Here is an 18,266-nt window from a genome sequence, read left to right as displayed (position 1 = left end):
AATAAATAAAAAGATGAAATTAATGATAGAAAATAATAAAAATTATGTGTATTCGTATTAACATAGGTGAAAAATATGTTATAATACATGTAGTTGTAATTTATAAAACAGATTAGTACTTTCTATAAATTTCATATAGAATTTGAATTTATAGCTATTATTAAGGAGGAATCTCGGAAATGAAAAAAGGTATAGCTGCGTCTAAAGGTTATGCAATAGGAAAAGTATTTTTACAAGAACACGAAGAAATAGTAATAACAGATGCGAAAGTTTCTAATGTAGAGGCAGAAAAAGAAGTTCTACAAAAGGCTTTAGAGCAAGCAAAAGTTCAATTAACTGCTATTAGAGATAAAGCTTTAGCAGAAATAGGAGAACATGAAGCTCAAGTTTTCGAAGCTCACCTAACTTTATTAGATGATCCAGAATTTACTGGCGGAATGTTATTAGAAATAGAATCAAATAGCATAAATGCAATGAAAGCAGTTGAAAATGTTACAAATACATTTGTAATGATTTTTGATTCTATGGAAGATGAGTATATGAAAGAAAGAGCTGCTGACATAAAAGACGTTTCTAAGAGAATAATCTCAAACTTAGCAGGAAAAGGTGGAGATGCATTTGCTATAACTGAAGCAAACACTATAGTTGTAGCTCACGATTTAACTCCATCAGATACAGCACAATTAGATAGAAGTAAAGTTGTTGGTTTCTTAACTAATATCGGAGGAAGAACTTCTCACTCTGCTATTATGGCTAGAACTTTAGAAATACCAGCAATAGTAGGTTTAAAAGATATAACTACATCAGTTGAAAATGGAGATACTGTTATAGTTGATGGTATTGAAGGAATATGTATAATAAACCCTGAACAATCAGTTATAGATGAATATACAGCTAAGAGAGAAAAATTCTTAGCAGAACAAGAAGAATTAAAGAAATTAATAACTGTAAAGACAGTTACTAAATCAGGAAGAAGAGTTGAAGTTTGTGGAAACATAGGTTCACCAGCAGATGCGGAAGCAGTAGTTGCAAATGGTGGAGACGGTGTTGGATTGTTCAGAACTGAGTTCTTATATATGGATAGAGATTCAGCTCCAACAGAAGAAGAACAATTTGAATCTTATAAAAAAGTTCTTGAAGTAATGGATGGAAAACAAGTTGTTATAAGAACACTAGATATCGGTGGAGATAAGACACTTCCATACTTACCATTACCACAAGAAATGAATCCATTCTTAGGATATAGAGCTATAAGATTATGTTTAGATAGAAAAGATATATTCAAGGTTCAAATCAGAGCTTTACTTAGAGCTTCTGTTTATGGAAATCTTGCAGTAATGTTCCCTATGATTTCAGGTTTAGAAGAATTCCAAGCTGCAAAGGAATTTGTAGAAGAATGTAAAGCTGAATTAAAGGCTGAAGGAATAGAATACTCAGAAAAAATTCAATGGGGTATAATGGTTGAAATCCCTGCAGCTGCTGTATATGCAGATGAATTAGCTAAGCATGTAGATTTCTTCTCAATAGGAACAAACGACTTAATCCAATACACTTTAGCTGCTGATAGAATGAGTGAAAAAGTATCATACCTTTATAATCCAATGCACCCAGCTGTATTAAGATTAATAAAAATGACTATAGATGGAGCTCATAAGCACGGTAAATGGGTTGGAATGTGTGGAGAAATGGCAGGAGATGAAGCTGCAATTCCAACATTAGTTGAATATGGTTTAGATGAATTCTCAATGAGTGCTACATCAATATTAACAGCTAAGAAAATAATATTAGAACAAGAATAATTAAAATAAAGAAAAGTCGCATACTATTAATGCGGCTTTTTATTTTTGAAAAATATATCTGTTTTAATTAACAATTTACATGATTAGTAAATGTATAATATAAAATATAATAAAATTAATTAAGGTGGTGAAGGTATGAATAAAATTATAGAAATGTTTATTGCGTTTTTTAAGATAGGAGCTTTTACTTTTGGTGGAGGTTATGCAATGATTCCATTGATAGAAGAGGAAGTTGTTAATAATAAAAAATGGCTTGAAAAAGAAGAATTTATGGATGTATTAGTTGTATCACAAAGCCTTCCAGGTGCATTAGCAGTTAACTGTTCAATATTTCTAGGATATAAAATTGGAGGATTAATAGGAGCAATAATGGCTTTATTAGCAGTAATATTACCATCATTTATAATAATTATCATAATTGCAGCTTTCTTTATGCAATTTAGAAATAATTATTATGTTAATGCAGCCTTTAAGGGAATAACTGCAGCAGTTCCAATGTTAGTATTAGTTGGAGCAATAAGCTTAAGTAAGGGATTGGAAAAAAGTACAAGAACTATAGTAACTATTATAGTGGCACTTATAGCATTAACATTATTTGATATTCATCCAATTATAGTAATAATAGTATCAGCTATATATGGAGTCATATTTTTAAGGAAGAAGGTGAGCTAGTTGGAATTATTAATAAAGTTATTTTTTTCTTTCTTTAAAATAGGTTCGTTTAGCTTTGGGGGAGGATATGCTATGCTTCCTTTTATTCAAAGAGAAATAGTAGAAAATAATAATTGGATTAATATAAATGAATTTATGGATATTATAGGTATATCTCAAATGACTCCTGGACCAGTTGCAATAAATTCAGCAACTTTTGTTGGATATAAATTATCTGGAGTCTTGGGAAGTATTATGGCTACTATTGGAGTAGTAATAACTTCATTTGTATTAGTCTCCATAATCAGTAAGACATTAGATAAGTTTAAGGAATCTACAGTTGTTAAAGGTGCTTTAATGGGAATGAGGCCTGTGTTAATTGCATTAATAATAAAAGCTTTTTTAGATTTAGCAAAAGAATCTTATTTAGATTTAAAGAGTATAATAATCACTTCGATAATAGGAGTAGTACTATTAAGTAAAAAAGTTCATCCTATATTAGTTATAGTGATATCTGCTATTTTAGGATTGATATTTTACTTATAAATTTTAATGAGGTAATAATAAATGAAAAATAATAATAAAAAGGAATATAAAAAAGCACTTAATTTATATAACAATGGATATATAGACAAGGCCATAGAAATTTGTGAGATAGGGATATCAAGAAGCTTAGAAGATTCAAACTTACTTAATTTAAAAGGATTGCTATTATATTTAAAAGGAGAGCTTGAAGAGGCTATTTCACTATGGAAGATAAATAAATATCATAATGATGATGAGATTGCTAAGGCATATTTAAAAGATATAGAAATAGATTTTAATAGAAGAGAGTTATTTAAGGAATCGGAAGAATTAATAAGAAATCTAAATATAGATGAAGCGCTACAAATTTTAATGATTTGTAAGGAAAGTGATTATAATTCTATAAATGTAAATAATGCTTTAGCAATATGCTATATGAGAAAAGCTGAATATGTTGAATGTCAAAAGTGTATTGATAAAGTATTTTCAGTAGATAAATATAATATAGAAGCTAAAAGTATAAAAAAAGAAATTGATGAAATTTTAAACATAAAAAGTAATAGTAGCGTAGTTATAAAATCAATAATTATAACAGGTATTATATGTATTATTATAACATCAGGAATATTGATAAAAGATAAACTACAAAATGGATTTAAAGAGAATGCAGAAAATAATTTTGAAGTAGTTAATAAAAGTGGAGAAGTTGATGCAAGTGAAAGCATTGATGTAAGTAATTTAGATACTAATTCAGAGTCTATTAATACAAGTACGAAAGAAAGTAGCAATGACATAGATAAAAAAGAAGATAGTAATTTAAATGAACATATATTAAATGAGGATGAGATAAGAGAAAATTACATAAAAGCAACTGATTTATTTGATGAAGAAAAATACAACGATACAAAAGTTATATTAGAAAGTACTATTATTTATGCAGAAAATAGTCATTTAAATGATGATATAATGTTTTTATTAGCCTCCACATATGAGAAATTAGGGGATAATAACGAGGCAATAAAAAATTTTGAAAAATATATATCTAGTTATGAAAATGGGAACTATATAGAGGAGTCTTATTATAAGATAGCTTTACTTTATAGAGATTTGAATAAGGATAAAAGTAAGTATTATGCAAAAGAGCTTATAAGTAAATATTCAAATTCAATTTATAATAATACTAACATAAAAGATATTTTAAATAACTAACTATAGGAGTGACGCGGATGATAACAGTAATAAAAGGAATAAAGGTTTATTCTCCTGAGTATAAAGGAGTAAAGGATGTAGTGATATCATCGAATAAAATTGAAGGAATATACGAGGATTTAAAAATTCCAACAGATTTTATTAACATAAATGTTATAGATGGAAAAGGCAAGTTACTATTTCCGGGATTTATTGATTGTCATGTTCATATTAATGGAGGCGGCGGTGAAGGTGGATTTAGAACTAGGACACCCGAAATTAAACTCACAGATTTAACTAGAGCTGGAATAACTACTGTTGTAGGTTGTATAGGAACAGATGGGATTTGTAGAGATATGAAGAGCCTAATAGCAAAAGCAAAGGCCTTGGAAGAAGAAGGAATAACTACATTTTGTTATACTGGATCATATGAAATACCAGTAAAGGCTACAACTAATAATATTAAGTCTGATCTTATGTTAATTGATAAGGTTATTGGAGTTGGGGAAGTAGCTTTATCAGATCATAGAAGTTCTCAGGCTACTTATACTGAATTCACACAAACAGTAGCCCAAGCGAGAGTTGGAGGATTATTATCAGGAAAAGCGGGAATTGTAAATATACACTTAGGAGATGGAGCAAGAAATCTAGGTTATTTATTTTCTTTAATAGAAGAAACTGAGATACCAGCGACACAATTACTTCCAACACATATTAATAGGAATGAAGCATTATTTAAGGCTGGAGAAGAGTATGTAAAGAAAGGTGGATTTATAGATCTTACTACAAGTTCGGATCCGAATTTCCTAGAACCAGGAGAGTTAAGTGCAAGTGAAGGATTAAAGATTTTATTGGATGATGGAATAGATATATCAAATGTAACATTTTCGTCAGATGGAAATGGAAGTATGCCTATATTTGATAATGAGGGTAAATTAGTAGGACTTGGGATATGCTCTGTGGCAACATTATATGAGGAAGTTAAAGAATGTATAAAAAAATATAATATAAAAATTGAAGATGCGCTAAAAGTTATAACTTCAAATGTATCTAATGTACTGAAGCTTACTTATAAAGGAACTATAGCTGATGGGAAAGATGCAGATTTAGTATTAGTAGATGAAAATTCATTAGAAATAGATACTGTTATAGCTATGGGAAAAATAATGATACAAAATGGAGAGCCTGTTGTAAAAGGAACATTTGAGTAATTAATAATTGATAATTGATAATTAAGGTGGAAATTCAGCTTTGGCTGAATTTCTTTTTTATTAATATTGGGTAATGACTGACAAGTTTAATATAAAAAATACAAGTTTTAAATTATAAGATGATAGGAATGTCTGTTGACATTCCTATTATCTTATTTTTAATAATTAGTTTTGAAAAATAAATGTTGGCCAATAGCTTTACTATCAGCTTTTTCAACACTTTGCATCCAGGAACAAGTAGCTATAGCAGGATTATAAAAGAATAATGCTTCATTTGTAGGATCATTACCTTTTATTGCTTCATAAACTGCATTATAGCACTCTTCAGTTGGAGTAACAGATATTTGACCATCAACTACGCAAGAGAATGCGTTAGGTTGGAATACAACTTCACTAATGCTATTTGGAAATCCTGGACTTAATACCCTATTTAAAATAACCGATGCAACTGCAACTTTACCCTCATAGGGCTCACCTTTACTTTCAGCATAAACGATTTTAGCCATTAAATTTATGTCGTCTTCTGTTAAATATATCATGTTGTCATTGTGATTGAATACATCAACTACGTTTTCTTTTGGCATATTTATTATAGTACTATTTAATTCTCCATTTAAATTAGTGCTTATTGAATTGCTAGAATTACCTACTAAACTAACATTCTTATAAGCAAATACAGGTATCTCTGCTGAAAATAAAAAGGTTAAAAACAAAATAGGTATTGTTCTTAAATATTTCATAAATAACCTCCTTTTGGATAATATATAATCCAAGATTATTATTTCCAAAAGGAAAAATTTAATACAAATTATTTTTCGAGAATATTTTTGTAATTAGAATAAGCGTTTATTACATCATCTCTTTTAGAAGAAGCATTCTTATAATTCTTGTTAATTTCTTTAGAAAACTTATCTATATCAGAGCAAGTCTTTTCGTATATAGCGGCTTCTTTAATAGATTTTAAATATATATAGTACATATTTAAGTATTCATCTAAAGCATCATATATATCCATACAGCCATCTGGAATAGACATAGATACAATTTTAGATTTTAAATTTTCATAAGACTTTTCCTTACTATATAAATCATCAATTATAGCTTGTAGGTCTCTTTTATCTTCTCTTATTTTATTAATGGCGGGCATTAAGTCTTCATTTAATGAGTTAAATTCTGAATTAAATGAATCAAGCTGAAGAAAGAATTCTCGCTGTTGAGTATTTTGAAATTCAGAATCTCTATTAATCTTAATTATGGTATTTAAGTAATTATAAGTATTATCAAAAAATTGTAGTGTATTATTAGAAAAGTCTATATCAATTTTGTTTTGTGCCAAAATAGAATAATCTTTTAGACAATTTTCTTTGAAAACACTAAAATTATCTAAATCAGTACTAGATTTTACATCTTTAGGATTAGAAAGAATATTGATGCAATTATCATATAAACTTATAGTAGAGCTTATAGCATTGTTTAAGTCATTTTTCATAGATGAAATTTCAGCATCAATGTCTTCTATTTGAGAGGTTGAGTTTAATAATTCCTTTAGTTTACTTGATCCAGATACTAAAAGGTCATAGGATTTAGTTGTATCAATGGTAAAATCTTTTATGCCTGATTCAAGATTTTTATTTACGTCATTTAATTCATTACCAATATTTCTTAGAGTTCTTTTAGCTCTATTAGAATCTGAGTTATATATGATAAAAAACGTTGATAATGATAAGAGTAACAGTAGCGATATTATGAATACAGTTAAATTTTTATAATCTTTGAACAAAGTACTAAGTTTTTCTTTCATAAGTTTATCACCCCACATAAATTTCTTTACATAAATTTATATTACAGTAAAGTGAAAAATATTATAAAATTAAAAAAAATTTAAATATTATACTAAGAATTTACTTATTGGTGTATAATAAATAATATATGAAAACTAGGGGGTGCCCTTTATGCAGGAGATTAGTACAGTTATAACAAACACACTAAAAAATATATCTATATTTGCAGTTTTAGATATATTAGTAGTTGCCTATATATTCTATAAAGGATATATACTAATAAAAGAAACAAGGGCAGAACAACTTTTAAAGGGTATTATACTTATGGTGGCATTGATACCTATAAGTTATGTCTTAAAATTAGAAATGTTAAATTTCATTTTAAATAAGACATTGACCATTGGTCTTTTATCTGTTGTTATAATATTTCAACCAGAGATAAGAAGAGCATTAGAACACATAGGAAGAAGTGCATTTGAAGAAATACACAATATTCAAGATGAAGAAAAAAGAAACATAACTGTAAGTGAAATAATTACTGCAGTTGAAAATTTAGCAGAAACAAAAACAGGTGCATTAATAGTTATAGAACAGGCGACTAGATTAGGAGAAATACTTAATTCAGGAACTATTTTAGATGCAAAAGTAACTTCAAATTTACTAGAGAATATCTTTGTTGTTAATACACCATTACATGATGGTGCTACTATAATAAGAAAAGATAGAATATTAGCATCAGGATGTGTACTTCCACTTACAAATAATAATACGATAAATAAAAAGCTTGGAACAAGACATAGAGCGGCAATAGGTGTATCAGAAGTTTCAGATTCTATAGTTTTAGTGGTATCCGAAGAAACGGGAGTAGTATCCTTAGCGATAAATGGTAGATTAACAAGAAATTATGATAGAGAAAAATTAAGAGTAATTTTACTTAAAATGATGCAACATAATGATAAAAAGAATGTTAAAAAGAATGTTAGATCAGCTGGGGAGAGGGTGAAAGCTTGGATAATAAGGAAAAAAATAGATTAGTAATACCAGTAATATGCCTTTTATTATCTATAGGCTTATGGGTTTATGTAACTAATGTAGAAAATAAAATAAGAACTACAGAAATAAGCAAAATACCAGTTGAGTTAATTAATACAGAAGCTTTAACTAGCTCAAAATTAGCATTAACCCCAAATCAGGAATTATATGTAACTTTAAAAGTAGAGGGAAATACAAGTGATATAAACAAAATAAAGAAAAGTGATTTTAAAGTTCAAGTTGATTTAAGCGAGTATGCTTGGAAAAAGGGAGAAAATAAAGTTCCTGTATCTATAGTAGATTATCCAATTACGGTAAGTATAAGAAATACAAATACACTGACAGTATCAGTCAAAATAGAAGATATGGTGGAAAAAACCATGCCTATAACTTCAGATATTATAGTCACACCAAGACAGGGATATTTTGCATCAGTAGCAACTATAGATCCAAAAGAAGTTAAGGTAACAGGAGCAGAGTCAGTTGTTACAAGAGTATCAAGTTTAGTTGTTTCAGATAATAAAGAGGATGTTTTTGAAAATGTAGTAGGCAGTTATGATATAAAGCCATTAGATGAAGATGGAAATGAAGTTTTGGGAGTTTTACTTTCAGAAAAATCTGCTAATGTGGAGATAAAAGTTAGTAAGGGTAAGTCTGTAAAAGTAAATGTAGTTACGACGGGACAATTACCTAATGGTCTTAAACTAAAGTCTATAGAAAGTAACAAAAAGTTTGTAGAAATTTTAGGGCCTAAGGAGATATTAGATACAATAAGTGAAGTAAATTCAACTCCTTTAAATTTAAGCTCAATAAATGAAAGTAAAGATGTATCCCTTGGAATAGTGATTCCAGAAGGATTAAAACTATCTCAAGGGGAAGATTATATTACAGTTAAAGTTAATGTAATAAAATTTGCAACTAAGGATTTTAATATAAAATATAGTATAACAGGGGGAATTGAAGGCGTAAAAGTTACACCTGCTAAAGATACTATTAAGGTGACTATAAGTGGGTATGAAAATGAGCTAGGAAATGTAACAGCTGATAATATAAAAGCTTCTATAGATGTAAGTGCATTTAAGGAAGATGGAAGCTTTGAACAAGAGCCTAAGGTTACACTTCAAGGTTTAGATGAGAGCTTTAGTATAGTTTCTGTTGAAAAAATAGCATTTACGGTAATTAAAGAAGTAGCTCAAAATCCATCTGATACTAATAATAATGCTAATAATAGTAATAATAATGAGTAATTTAAGTAAAGAGATACATAGTTATTTTCTATGTATCTCTTTTATATATTAAAAAAGATAAAAGTTTGAAATAACGTTAAATAGCTATAAAAGAATAATGCTTTCTATGGATATTTGCTTTTTATCTTAAGACATTTATAAATATAGATGATATAGATGATTTATCATAAGAAAATAGTAGTAAATAATACATATAAAAATAATACTACTAATAATAAATTTATGTTAAAATAAGGTGCAATCAAATGAATGTTTAATTTAAATTATATATAAGGTGTAATAAATCTTTAATATATAAGATTGACTAGCAGAAAGGGGATTATAATATGTCCATTAGAGTTAATAATATAGCTTTAAAGATAGATGAAGATAAAAATACATTAATTAAAAAGGTTTCTAAGAAGTTAAAGATTTCTGAATCAGAAATAAAGAATATTAAAATAATAAAAGAGAGCTTAGATGCTAGAAAGAAAAATGATATAAAATACATCTATTGTGTAGAAATAGAACATAAGAATGAAGAAAAATTAGTTAATAAATTAAAAGATAAGGATGTAAAGTTTGAGGCACCTTCTTATAATGCAGAAATAGTTTCAGGAGAAAAGGAATTAAAAAATAAACCAGTGGTAGTTGGATTTGGACCAGCGGGAATATTTGCTGCATTATTATTAGCAGAAAAGGGATATAAACCTTTGGTGATAGAACGTGGAGAAGATGTGGATAAAAGAACAGAGACTGTTGATAAGTTTTGGGAAACTGGTGAATTAAATACAGAGTCTAATGTTCAATTTGGAGAAGGTGGAGCTGGAGCTTTTTCAGATGGTAAGTTAACTACAAGAATAAAAGATACAAGATGCGATTATGTATTGAGGGAATTAGTTAGAGCTGGTGCACCAGAAGAAATTACTTATGTAGCAAAACCTCATGTTGGAACAGATCTTTTAAAGGGTGTAGTAAAAAATATTAGAGAAAGAATAAAAGAACTAGGTGGGGAAGTTTTATTTTCATCTAAATTAGAAGATATAAAAACAGAAGATGATAGGGTAAAATCTATTATAGTAAATGGGAAAGAAATAGGGTGTGAAAATCTTATTGTTGCAATAGGACATAGCTCAAGAGATACATATGAAATGTTACATAAAAGGGAAGTCTTTATGCAACCAAAAGCTTTTGCAATTGGTGTTAGAATAGAACATCCACAGGAGCTTATAAATAAAAGTCAATATGGAGATATGTATCAGCACCCAAAGCTTAAGGCAGCTGAATACAAATTAACATATCAAAGTGAAAAGCTTAAGAGAGCTGTATATTCATTCTGTATGTGCCCAGGTGGAGTTGTGGTTGCAGCAGCCTCAGAAAATGAAAGATTAGTATCAAATGGTATGAGTTATCATGCTAGAGATTTAGATAACGCAAATTCAGCTTTAGTTGTTACTGTAGGACCAGATGACTTTGAAGGAGATTCACCACTTAGAGGAATGGAATTCCAAAGACATTATGAAAGTTTAGCATTTAAAGTAGGAGGAGGAAAATATAAAGCTCCAGTGCAATTAGTTGGAGATTTTATGCAAGATAAAGTAAGTACAAAGCTTGGTTCTGTTACTCCTAGTTATACAGCAGGATATGTATTTAAAGATTTAAGAGAATGTCTTCCTGATTATGTAATAGAAGCGTTAAAAGAAGGCATAGTTGATTTTGATAAAAAAATAAAGGGATATGGAAACTATGACTCAGTTTTAACAGGAATAGAAACAAGAACATCTGCTCCTATTAGAATGACAAGAGATGAAAACTTGCAAAGTATATCTATTAAAGGCCTATTCCCAGCAGGAGAAGGGGCTGGATTTGCAGGCGGCATAATATCAGCTGCAGTTGATGGATTAAAGGTTGCAGAGAAAATAATTCAAGAATATAAACCTATGAAATAAATAATAAAGAAAATTCTGAAAACTTAAGTTTTCAGAATTTTTTTTGTTACAATATAAAGGAAAATATTTGTAATTAATATCAACAATTGATATAAATTTAACAAAATATAGTGTATTAATGGTAATTAGGTATTATAATAGATATTAAAGAAAGAAAATTCTCAATTATTAGAATAATATTTAATTATTAGAATAAATTCACACTATTATATAAGGGGTGCAGAAATGAGTAAGAATTTTGATGACTTATTAAAAAAGGTTAATGGATGTGCTAAAAAGAAGGTTGCAGTAGCAGTAGCACAAGATGAGCCAGTATTAGAAGCAGTTAAAGCAGCTAAGGAAAGAGGAATTGCAGATGCAATATTAGTTGGGGATTCAGTAAAAATAAGAGAAATAGCTGATAAGATCGATATGGATCTTACACAATTTGAAATTGTAAATGAAACAAATGTAAATAAGGCAGCTTTAGAAGCTATAAGATTAGTATCATCTGGTGAAGCAGATATGGTTATGAAAGGTTTAGTGGATACAGCTACATTTTTAAGAAGTGTTCTTAATAAAGAAGTTGGTTTAAGAACAGGAAAATTAATGTCTCATGTTGCTGTGTTTGAAATAGAAGGAATAGATAGATTAATTTTATTAACTGATGCAGCCTTTAATACTTATCCAGATTTAAAGGCAAAGGTACAAATATTAAACAATGCAGTAGATGTTGCTCATGCTTGCGGAATAGAATTACCAAAGGTTGCTCCAGTATGTGCAGTAGAGGTAGTTAATCCAGATATGCCAGCAACAATAGATGCATCATTATTATCAAAAATGAATGATAGAGGACAAATTAAAGGTTGTATAGTGGACGGGCCTTTAGCTTTAGATAATGCATTGTCAGAAGAGGCAGCCCATCATAAAGGAATAACAGGAAAAGTAGCAGGAAAAGCAGATGTAATTTTACTTCCAAATATTGAAACAGCAAATGTTATGTATAAAACATTAACATATACATCAAAATCAAGAAATGGAGGACTTTTAGTTGGAACATCTGCACCTGTAATTTTAACATCGAGAGCTGATAGTTTTGAAACAAAGGTACACTCCATTGCGCTAGCTGCATTAGTTGCAGAAGCAAAAAAATAATATAAGAATATGGGGGAGACTTTGCTATGTCTTACAAACTATTAATTATCAATCCAGGATCGACTTCAACTAAAATTGGTGTATACCAAGATGAAAAAGAGGTTTTTGTTAAGACCTTAAGACATTCCGCAGAAGAGATAGGAAAATACGATAGTATATATAATCAGTTCCTATTTAGAAAAGAAATAATTATAAAGGCATTAGAGGAAAATAATATTGACGTAAAAACCCTAAATGCAATCGTTGGTAGAGGTGGAATGCTAAAGCCAATGGAAGGCGGAACATATTTAGTAAATGATTTTATGTTAGATGATTTGAAAGTTGGAGTACAAGGACAACATGCTTCTAACTTAGGTGGAATAATTTCAAATGAAATTGCTAAAGAATTAGATATACCAGCATATATAGTTGACCCAGTAGTTGTTGATGAATTAGAAGATGTAGCAAGGATATCAGGAGTACCCGAATTACCAAGAGTTAGTAAGTTTCATGCTTTAAATCAAAAAGCAGTTGCAAAAAGGTATGGAACAGAATCTAGAAAAGGTTATGAAAATTTAAATTTAATAGTGGTACATCTAGGTGGAGGAGTTTCAGTAGGAGCTCATAAAAATGGAAAAGTAATTGATGTAAATAATGCCTTAGATGGAGATGGACCATTTTCACCAGAAAGAGCAGGAAGCGTTCCAATTGGTGAATTAATTAAGTTATGTTTTAGTGGTAAATATACAGAAAAAGAAATGTATAGCAAAATAGTTGGAAAAGGTGGATTCGTAGCATATTTAAATACAAATGATGCTAGAGAATTAGAAGATTGGGTAAATGAAGGAAGAGAGGATGCTATAAAGTATTATAACGTATTTGTTTATCAAATTGCTAAGTCAATAGGAGAAATGGCAACTGTTTTAGAAGGAAAAGTAGATAGAATTATAGTTACAGGCGGAATAGCTTATTGGAAGCAGCTTATAATTAATTTAAATACTAAAGTAGGCTTTATAGCACCAATTACAGTTTATCCAGGAGAAGACGAGCTATTAGCTTTAGCTCAAGGAACTTTAAGAGTTCTGAGGGGAGAAGAGATAGCTAAAGAATATAAATAAGCAGTTAGGAGGACGTTTAAATGGCTTTAAAATTACTTATAATAAATCCAGGTTCAACATCAACTAAAATAGGGGTATATGATGGGGAACAAGAAGTATTAGTGGAAACTTTAAGACACTCATCAGAGGAAATATCAAAATATGAAACAATATACGATCAATTTAAATTTAGAAAAGATATAATAGTGAATGTATTAAAAGAAAAGAATTTTGACATAAACACTTTAGATGCAGTAGTAGGTAGAGGTGGAATGCTAAAGCCTATGGAAAGTGGTACTTATAAAGTTAATGAAAAAATGCTTCAGGATTTAAAAGATGGTGTGCAAGGACAGCATGCTTCAAATTTAGGAGGAATAATTGCAAACCAAATAGGTAATGAGCTGAATATACCAGCTTTCATAGTAGATCCAGTTGTTGTTGATGAACTTAATGAAGTAGCAAGAATTTCAGGCGTTCCTGAATTACCAAGAGTTAGTAAGTTCCATGCATTAAATCAAAAGGCTGTAGCTAAAAGATATGCAAAGGAATCAGGAATTAAATATACAGATTTAAACTTAATAGTAGTTCATATGGGAGGCGGAGTTTCAGTAGGAGCTCATAAAAATGGAAAAGTAGTAGATGTAAATAATGCTTTAGATGGAGAAGGTCCATTTTCGCCAGAAAGAGCAGGTTCATTACCAGTAGGAGCACTTATAAAAATGTGCTATAGCGGTAAATTTACAGAACAAGAAGTATATACTAAGGCAGTTGGAAAAGGTGGGTTTGTAGCATATTTAAATACAAATGACGCTAGAGATGTGTTAAAATTAGCAGCAGAAGGAAATAAAGAAGCTCAAATTTGTTTTGATGCATTTATATATCAAATTTCTAAATCAATTGGAGAAATGGCAACAGTTTTAGAAGGAAAAGTTGATAGAATAATATTCACAGGTGGAATAGCTTATTCAGAGAAAGTTATAGATGAATTAAAGAAAAGAGTAGGCTGGATAGCACCTATTACAATTTATCCAGGAGAAGATGAATTATTAGCTTTAGCACAAGGAGCAATAAGAGCTATGACAGGAGAAGAAGAAGCTAAGGAATACATTTAAACTGAGAATATAAAGGCTACGATAACTAGATATGTTCCACAAGCTAAATAACTATGCAAAGAAGTACTAGAATTTTAAGATGTACTATGCCAAGAGTTTTGGTTAACTCACTACGCTCAAACAAACCCAACAACGCTAAGGCCTAGTACCTCTTCCTTCGCCAAGTACTTCTAATTGCTTGATATATGTTTATTTCACGTATTCTATTTATCTTAGCCAACTTATATTTTAAATTTAAATTAATATTGAGGAATGAAATAGTTAGAAGCAAAACATCATTAACTTTTCATTATTTTGCTCTGTAAAATGCTACTAAGGTTTTAATATTACTTTTATGCAGTTGTCTTTTTTATTATCAAAAATATCATAAGCATGTTCACCATCAGATAATGATATTTTGTGTGTTATTATATCTCTAGCATCGAATTTACCTTCTTGTATAAGCTTTAAAATAGGATCAACATATGCTTGCGCTGGGCATTGACCCATTTTAAAGGTTACATTTCTAGAAAAGAAATCGCCTAGTGGAAATAAGTTATACCTAGCACCATAAACACCTACCATAGAAACAGTACCACATTTTCTAATAGCTCTACTAGCAATTTCTATTGCAGATTTTGAGCCACCTTGTAGTTTTAGCATTGATTCTATTTTTTCAAAAGTAGACATTTTACCATCCATACCAACGCAATCAATTACTACATCAGCGCCACCATTAGTTAATTCTTTTAAGTATTCTCCAGTGTCATCATAATCCTCTAGATTAACAGTTTCTACACCTTTATAACTTTTAGCATGGTTTAATCTATAATCTACACAATCTACAGCAATGACCCTTTTTGCACCTTTAAATATTGCCCACTTTATAGATAAAAGTCCAACTGGTCCACATCCAAGTACTACAACAGTATCACCTTTTTTCATGCCACTCATTTCAACACCCCAATAAGATGTTGGTAATATATCAGTTAAAAATAATACTTGTTCATCTTCAAGACCTTCAGGAATTATAGTAGGACCAACATTGGCATAAGGAACTCTTAAATATTCTGCTTGGCCTCCATCATAACCTCCAAAGGTATCGCTATATCCCAATAATCCTCCAGCCTCTCCATATGGATTAGAATTATCACATTGTGAATATAATTCATGTTCACAATACCAGCAATGTCCACAAGAAACAGGGAAAGGTACAATAACTCTATCACCTTTCTTAATCTTTTTAACATCTTTACCTACTTCTTCAACTATTCCCATAGTTTCATGGCCTAAAACTGAGCCTTTTTTAAGATTAGGGACCATGCCATGAATTAAATGAAGATCAGATCCACATATTGCTGTAGATGTAACTTTAACTATAATATCTTCATTATGTTCTATTTTAGGATCTTCAACATTTTCAACTCTAATATCTCTAACACCCTTATATACAATTGCTTTCATAAGATACCTCCTAAAATGTAATAAATATAGTTTTACAATTTATTGCGGATAATATACTTAAGAAATAAGGAAAGTAATAGAGGTTATATATCTTATAGAAATTGTTAAGCTTTCAATAAAATGTTTAATTTCTTTAATTAAATTAGAATGGTTAAAAAGAGATAAGTTATAGTTTATAAGAATTTTGTTTAATGGGAAAATAAGGTGTTAAGTTGATTCAAATAAATATGTTTATTGTTCATAGAATAAAGGAGATAATATATTAGGTGTGATTAATGTATTGACTATGGAAATATTATTTACATCCATAGTCAATACTAATTAAAGTTTAAGATATATACGTTTCAATTAATACTCTAAATTACTATGGTGCTATAATATTAAAAGTTAATAGTCATGATTAAGGAAATAGTAAAATTGAAATCATATATTATTTAAATTTTATGTGAGAAAAATTTATAAAGTCAGTTGCTAGATGAATTTGAATAAACTTTGCTAAATACTAGGGTTTTAATATTATTTTTATGTAAGAATCATTTTTGCTGCTAAATATATTAGATGAGTAATTTTGAGTGTCAAATGTATTAGATTGGTCATTTACATTATTTGAAGAAACTCCTTGATTTATTATGTCTTTTGTATGTCTAGTATCTGTAATACCTTCATATACAATTGCTTTCATAAAGCACCTCCAACAAATTAAATAAATTTTGAATTAATGAATATATCTTAATTCTGCCAAAGTTGAATATAAAATATACATAAAAATATATTGTAGTTTGAAAATATAAAACTATGTTAAAATGTAGATGAAGGGGGAGATATTATGATAACTTCATTCAATACAAATAATAAGATGACAATGGTGTCAGAAATGAGAAGTGACAGCATATTTCAGATTTTAGAGTATGATGATTTAGAGGGATCGGATGATTTAAATTTATCAATTCAGTTAGATTTTATGAAAAAATCATCAATTAAATTAAGACAAATTAGATTAATATTAGATGATAGTTCAGTTAAAATAGAAGCAGGAGCCCTAAGCTATATGAAGGGTAATATAGAGATAGAAAATAAAACTGGAGGAATTATAGGTCTTGGGAAAAAGTTCTTTTCAAGTAAGGTAACAAATGAGCCAATGTTTAAACCAATTATTAGGGGAACTGGTGAGGTGTTTTTAGAGCCTACCTTTGGACATTTTACTTTAATAGAACTAGAAGATGAAGAAATAATAGTTGATGATGGATTATTTTATGCATGTGAAGAGAGTATAGAAGTAGAGCCTGTAATGCATAAAAATGTATCTTCATTAATTTTTGGAAATGAAGGAGTATACCAAACTAAATTAAGTGGAAGTGGAATAGTAGTATTAGAAATACCAGTTCCAGATAAAGAAATATTAAGATGTAAGATGTTTAGAGATACTTTAAAGGTAGACGGTAATTTTGCTATTTTAAGAAGTTCTAATATAGAATTTACAGTAGAAAAGTCAGGAACTACGTTAATAGGAACTGCGCTTAATGGAGAGGGTTTACTAAATGTATATAGAGGAACAGGAGAAGTATGGTTAGTTCCAACTAAGGCTATATATGATGAATTAAAGGAAAAGGGATTAAAAGAATTAGTATATCCGCAAAGAGACAGTGATACAGAAATTTAAACAAATAATACTTCAAGGTAATAAAGTTGTAAACTAATGAAAATATAGTTATAATTTATTAAGAGTATTCAAAAGAAAACAAGGGGTGAGATATTTGGGTCAAGCAGAAAGCAAGCTTAAAAATCCAGAACTAGATCTATTTTTTGAAGCTGTTTTAAAGTTAGGAAGTATAGATGATTGCTATAATTTCTTTGAAGATGTTGCAACAATAAATGAACTTAAGGCACTAGCGCAGAGAATGCATGTTGCAAAGATGTTAAAGGAAAAGAAGGTATATACAGAAATTGCAGAAGAAACTGGAGCCAGTACAGCAACTATAAGCAGAGTAAATAAATGCTTGAATTATGGTACTGGAGGATATAATTTAATTTTAGATAGACTAGAAGAACAGTAGAATATAATAAAGTTTTAATAATAATAAAGTTGTAATATATAACTTGTGAATGTATACTATTTATTAGGACATTATGTAAAACCAA

At 29.2% G+C, this 18,266-nt stretch carries 17 protein-coding genes; 13 read left to right on the top strand and 4 right to left on the bottom strand.

Annotated elements, in window-relative coordinates; translation table 11 throughout:
• Positions 1 to 179 precede the first annotated feature (179 nt).
• The 5 genes from ptsP (at position 180) to iadA (ending at position 5,374) form a co-directional block, all read left to right on the top strand.
• Complete coding sequence (ptsP, locus tag J2Z25_RS08010; protein ID WP_209739642.1) at positions 180 to 1,799, top strand: phosphoenolpyruvate--protein phosphotransferase; 1,620 nt, start codon at positions 180 to 182, stop codon at positions 1,797 to 1,799.
• A gap of 135 nt (positions 1,800 to 1,934) precedes the next feature.
• Positions 1,935 to 2,471, top strand: a complete 537-nt coding sequence (locus tag J2Z25_RS08005; protein ID WP_008681132.1) for a chromate transporter — start codon at positions 1,935 to 1,937, stop codon at positions 2,469 to 2,471.
• The gene (locus tag J2Z25_RS08000; protein WP_008681131.1) at positions 2,472 to 2,996 is read left to right on the top strand and encodes a chromate transporter; all 525 of its coding nucleotides are present in this window, start codon (positions 2,472 to 2,474) and stop codon (positions 2,994 to 2,996) included. It abuts the gene before it with no gap.
• A gap of 21 nt (positions 2,997 to 3,017) precedes the next feature.
• Positions 3,018 to 4,184: a tetratricopeptide repeat protein gene (locus tag J2Z25_RS07995; protein WP_209739640.1), complete on the top strand. Its 1,167-nt coding sequence runs from the start codon at positions 3,018 to 3,020 to the stop codon at positions 4,182 to 4,184.
• A 17-nt stretch (positions 4,185 to 4,201) separates the two neighbouring features.
• Positions 4,202 to 5,374 carry a beta-aspartyl-peptidase gene (iadA, locus tag J2Z25_RS07990; RefSeq protein WP_209739637.1) on the top strand — a complete coding sequence of 391 codons (1,173 nt, stop codon included), beginning with the start codon at positions 4,202 to 4,204 and terminating at the stop codon, positions 5,372 to 5,374.
• Between the two features lie 158 nt (positions 5,375 to 5,532).
• On the opposite strand, the gene J2Z25_RS07985 is transcribed toward iadA, so the two are convergent.
• Both J2Z25_RS07985 and J2Z25_RS07980 read right to left on the bottom strand, forming a co-directional pair.
• Positions 5,533 to 6,114, bottom strand: a complete 582-nt coding sequence (locus tag J2Z25_RS07985; RefSeq protein ID WP_008681127.1) for a cell wall hydrolase — start codon at positions 6,112 to 6,114, stop codon at positions 5,533 to 5,535.
• A 68-nt stretch (positions 6,115 to 6,182) separates the two neighbouring features.
• Complete coding sequence (locus tag J2Z25_RS07980) at positions 6,183 to 7,175, bottom strand: hypothetical protein (RefSeq protein WP_245173199.1); 993 nt, start codon at positions 7,173 to 7,175, stop codon at positions 6,183 to 6,185.
• A 151-nt stretch (positions 7,176 to 7,326) separates the two neighbouring features.
• On the opposite strand from J2Z25_RS07980, the gene cdaA reads away from it, so the two are divergent.
• The 6 genes from cdaA to buk (J2Z25_RS07950) all read left to right on the top strand — a co-directional run bounded on the left by cdaA (position 7,327) and on the right by buk (J2Z25_RS07950) (position 14,684).
• Complete coding sequence (cdaA, locus tag J2Z25_RS07975) at positions 7,327 to 8,190, top strand: diadenylate cyclase CdaA (protein ID WP_097033909.1); 864 nt, start codon at positions 7,327 to 7,329, stop codon at positions 8,188 to 8,190.
• On the top strand, positions 8,163 to 9,434 hold the full coding sequence (locus tag J2Z25_RS07970) for a CdaR family protein (RefSeq protein ID WP_209739633.1): 1,272 nt from the start codon (positions 8,163 to 8,165) through the stop codon (positions 9,432 to 9,434). Before cdaA ends, J2Z25_RS07970 begins: the two co-directional genes overlap by 28 nt.
• A 326-nt stretch (positions 9,435 to 9,760) precedes the next feature.
• Positions 9,761 to 11,362: an NAD(P)/FAD-dependent oxidoreductase gene (locus tag J2Z25_RS07965; protein ID WP_209739631.1), complete on the top strand. Its 1,602-nt coding sequence runs from the start codon at positions 9,761 to 9,763 to the stop codon at positions 11,360 to 11,362.
• A 225-nt stretch (positions 11,363 to 11,587) separates the two neighbouring features.
• On the top strand, positions 11,588 to 12,496 hold the full coding sequence (ptb, locus tag J2Z25_RS07960) for a phosphate butyryltransferase (RefSeq protein ID WP_209739629.1): 909 nt from the start codon (positions 11,588 to 11,590) through the stop codon (positions 12,494 to 12,496).
• A 26-nt stretch (positions 12,497 to 12,522) separates the two neighbouring features.
• Positions 12,523 to 13,593, top strand: coding sequence for a butyrate kinase (gene buk / locus J2Z25_RS07955; RefSeq protein ID WP_209739627.1), 1,071 nt, complete (start codon positions 12,523 to 12,525; stop codon positions 13,591 to 13,593).
• Positions 13,594 to 13,613: 20 nt separating this feature from the next.
• Positions 13,614 to 14,684 (top strand): butyrate kinase, encoded by a 1,071-nt coding sequence (buk, locus tag J2Z25_RS07950; RefSeq protein WP_008681112.1) that lies wholly within the window; start codon positions 13,614 to 13,616, stop codon positions 14,682 to 14,684.
• A gap of 312 nt (positions 14,685 to 14,996) precedes the next feature.
• Here the strand turns inward: buk (J2Z25_RS07950) and J2Z25_RS07945 are convergent, their stop codons facing one another.
• Together J2Z25_RS07945 and J2Z25_RS07940 are read right to left on the bottom strand one after the other, a co-directional pair.
• Positions 14,997 to 16,127 carry a zinc-dependent alcohol dehydrogenase gene (locus J2Z25_RS07945; RefSeq protein ID WP_209739624.1) on the bottom strand — a complete coding sequence of 377 codons (1,131 nt, stop codon included), beginning with the start codon at positions 16,125 to 16,127 and terminating at the stop codon, positions 14,997 to 14,999.
• Between the two features lie 502 nt (positions 16,128 to 16,629).
• A complete protein-coding gene (locus tag J2Z25_RS07940) occupies positions 16,630 to 16,809 on the bottom strand; it encodes a hypothetical protein (RefSeq protein WP_209739622.1) in 180 nt (59 codons plus the stop codon).
• Positions 16,810 to 16,953: 144 nt separating this feature from the next.
• On the opposite strand from J2Z25_RS07940, the gene J2Z25_RS07935 reads away from it, so the two are divergent.
• Entirely contained in the window at positions 16,954 to 17,787 is an 834-nt protein-coding gene (locus tag J2Z25_RS07935) for an AIM24 family protein (protein WP_099345692.1), read from the top strand.
• A 94-nt stretch (positions 17,788 to 17,881) separates the two neighbouring features.
• Entirely contained in the window at positions 17,882 to 18,181 is a 300-nt protein-coding gene (locus J2Z25_RS07930) for a YerC/YecD family TrpR-related protein (RefSeq protein ID WP_209739619.1), read from the top strand.
• Positions 18,182 to 18,266 lie beyond the last annotated feature (85 nt).

This window comes from Clostridium tertium, assembly GCF_017873245.1.
Lineage (GTDB): Bacteria > Bacillota > Clostridia > Clostridiales > Clostridiaceae > Clostridium > Clostridium tertium.
The sequence above is the reverse complement of the archived record's forward strand: the minus strand, read 5'-3'. Positions and strand labels throughout refer to the sequence as shown.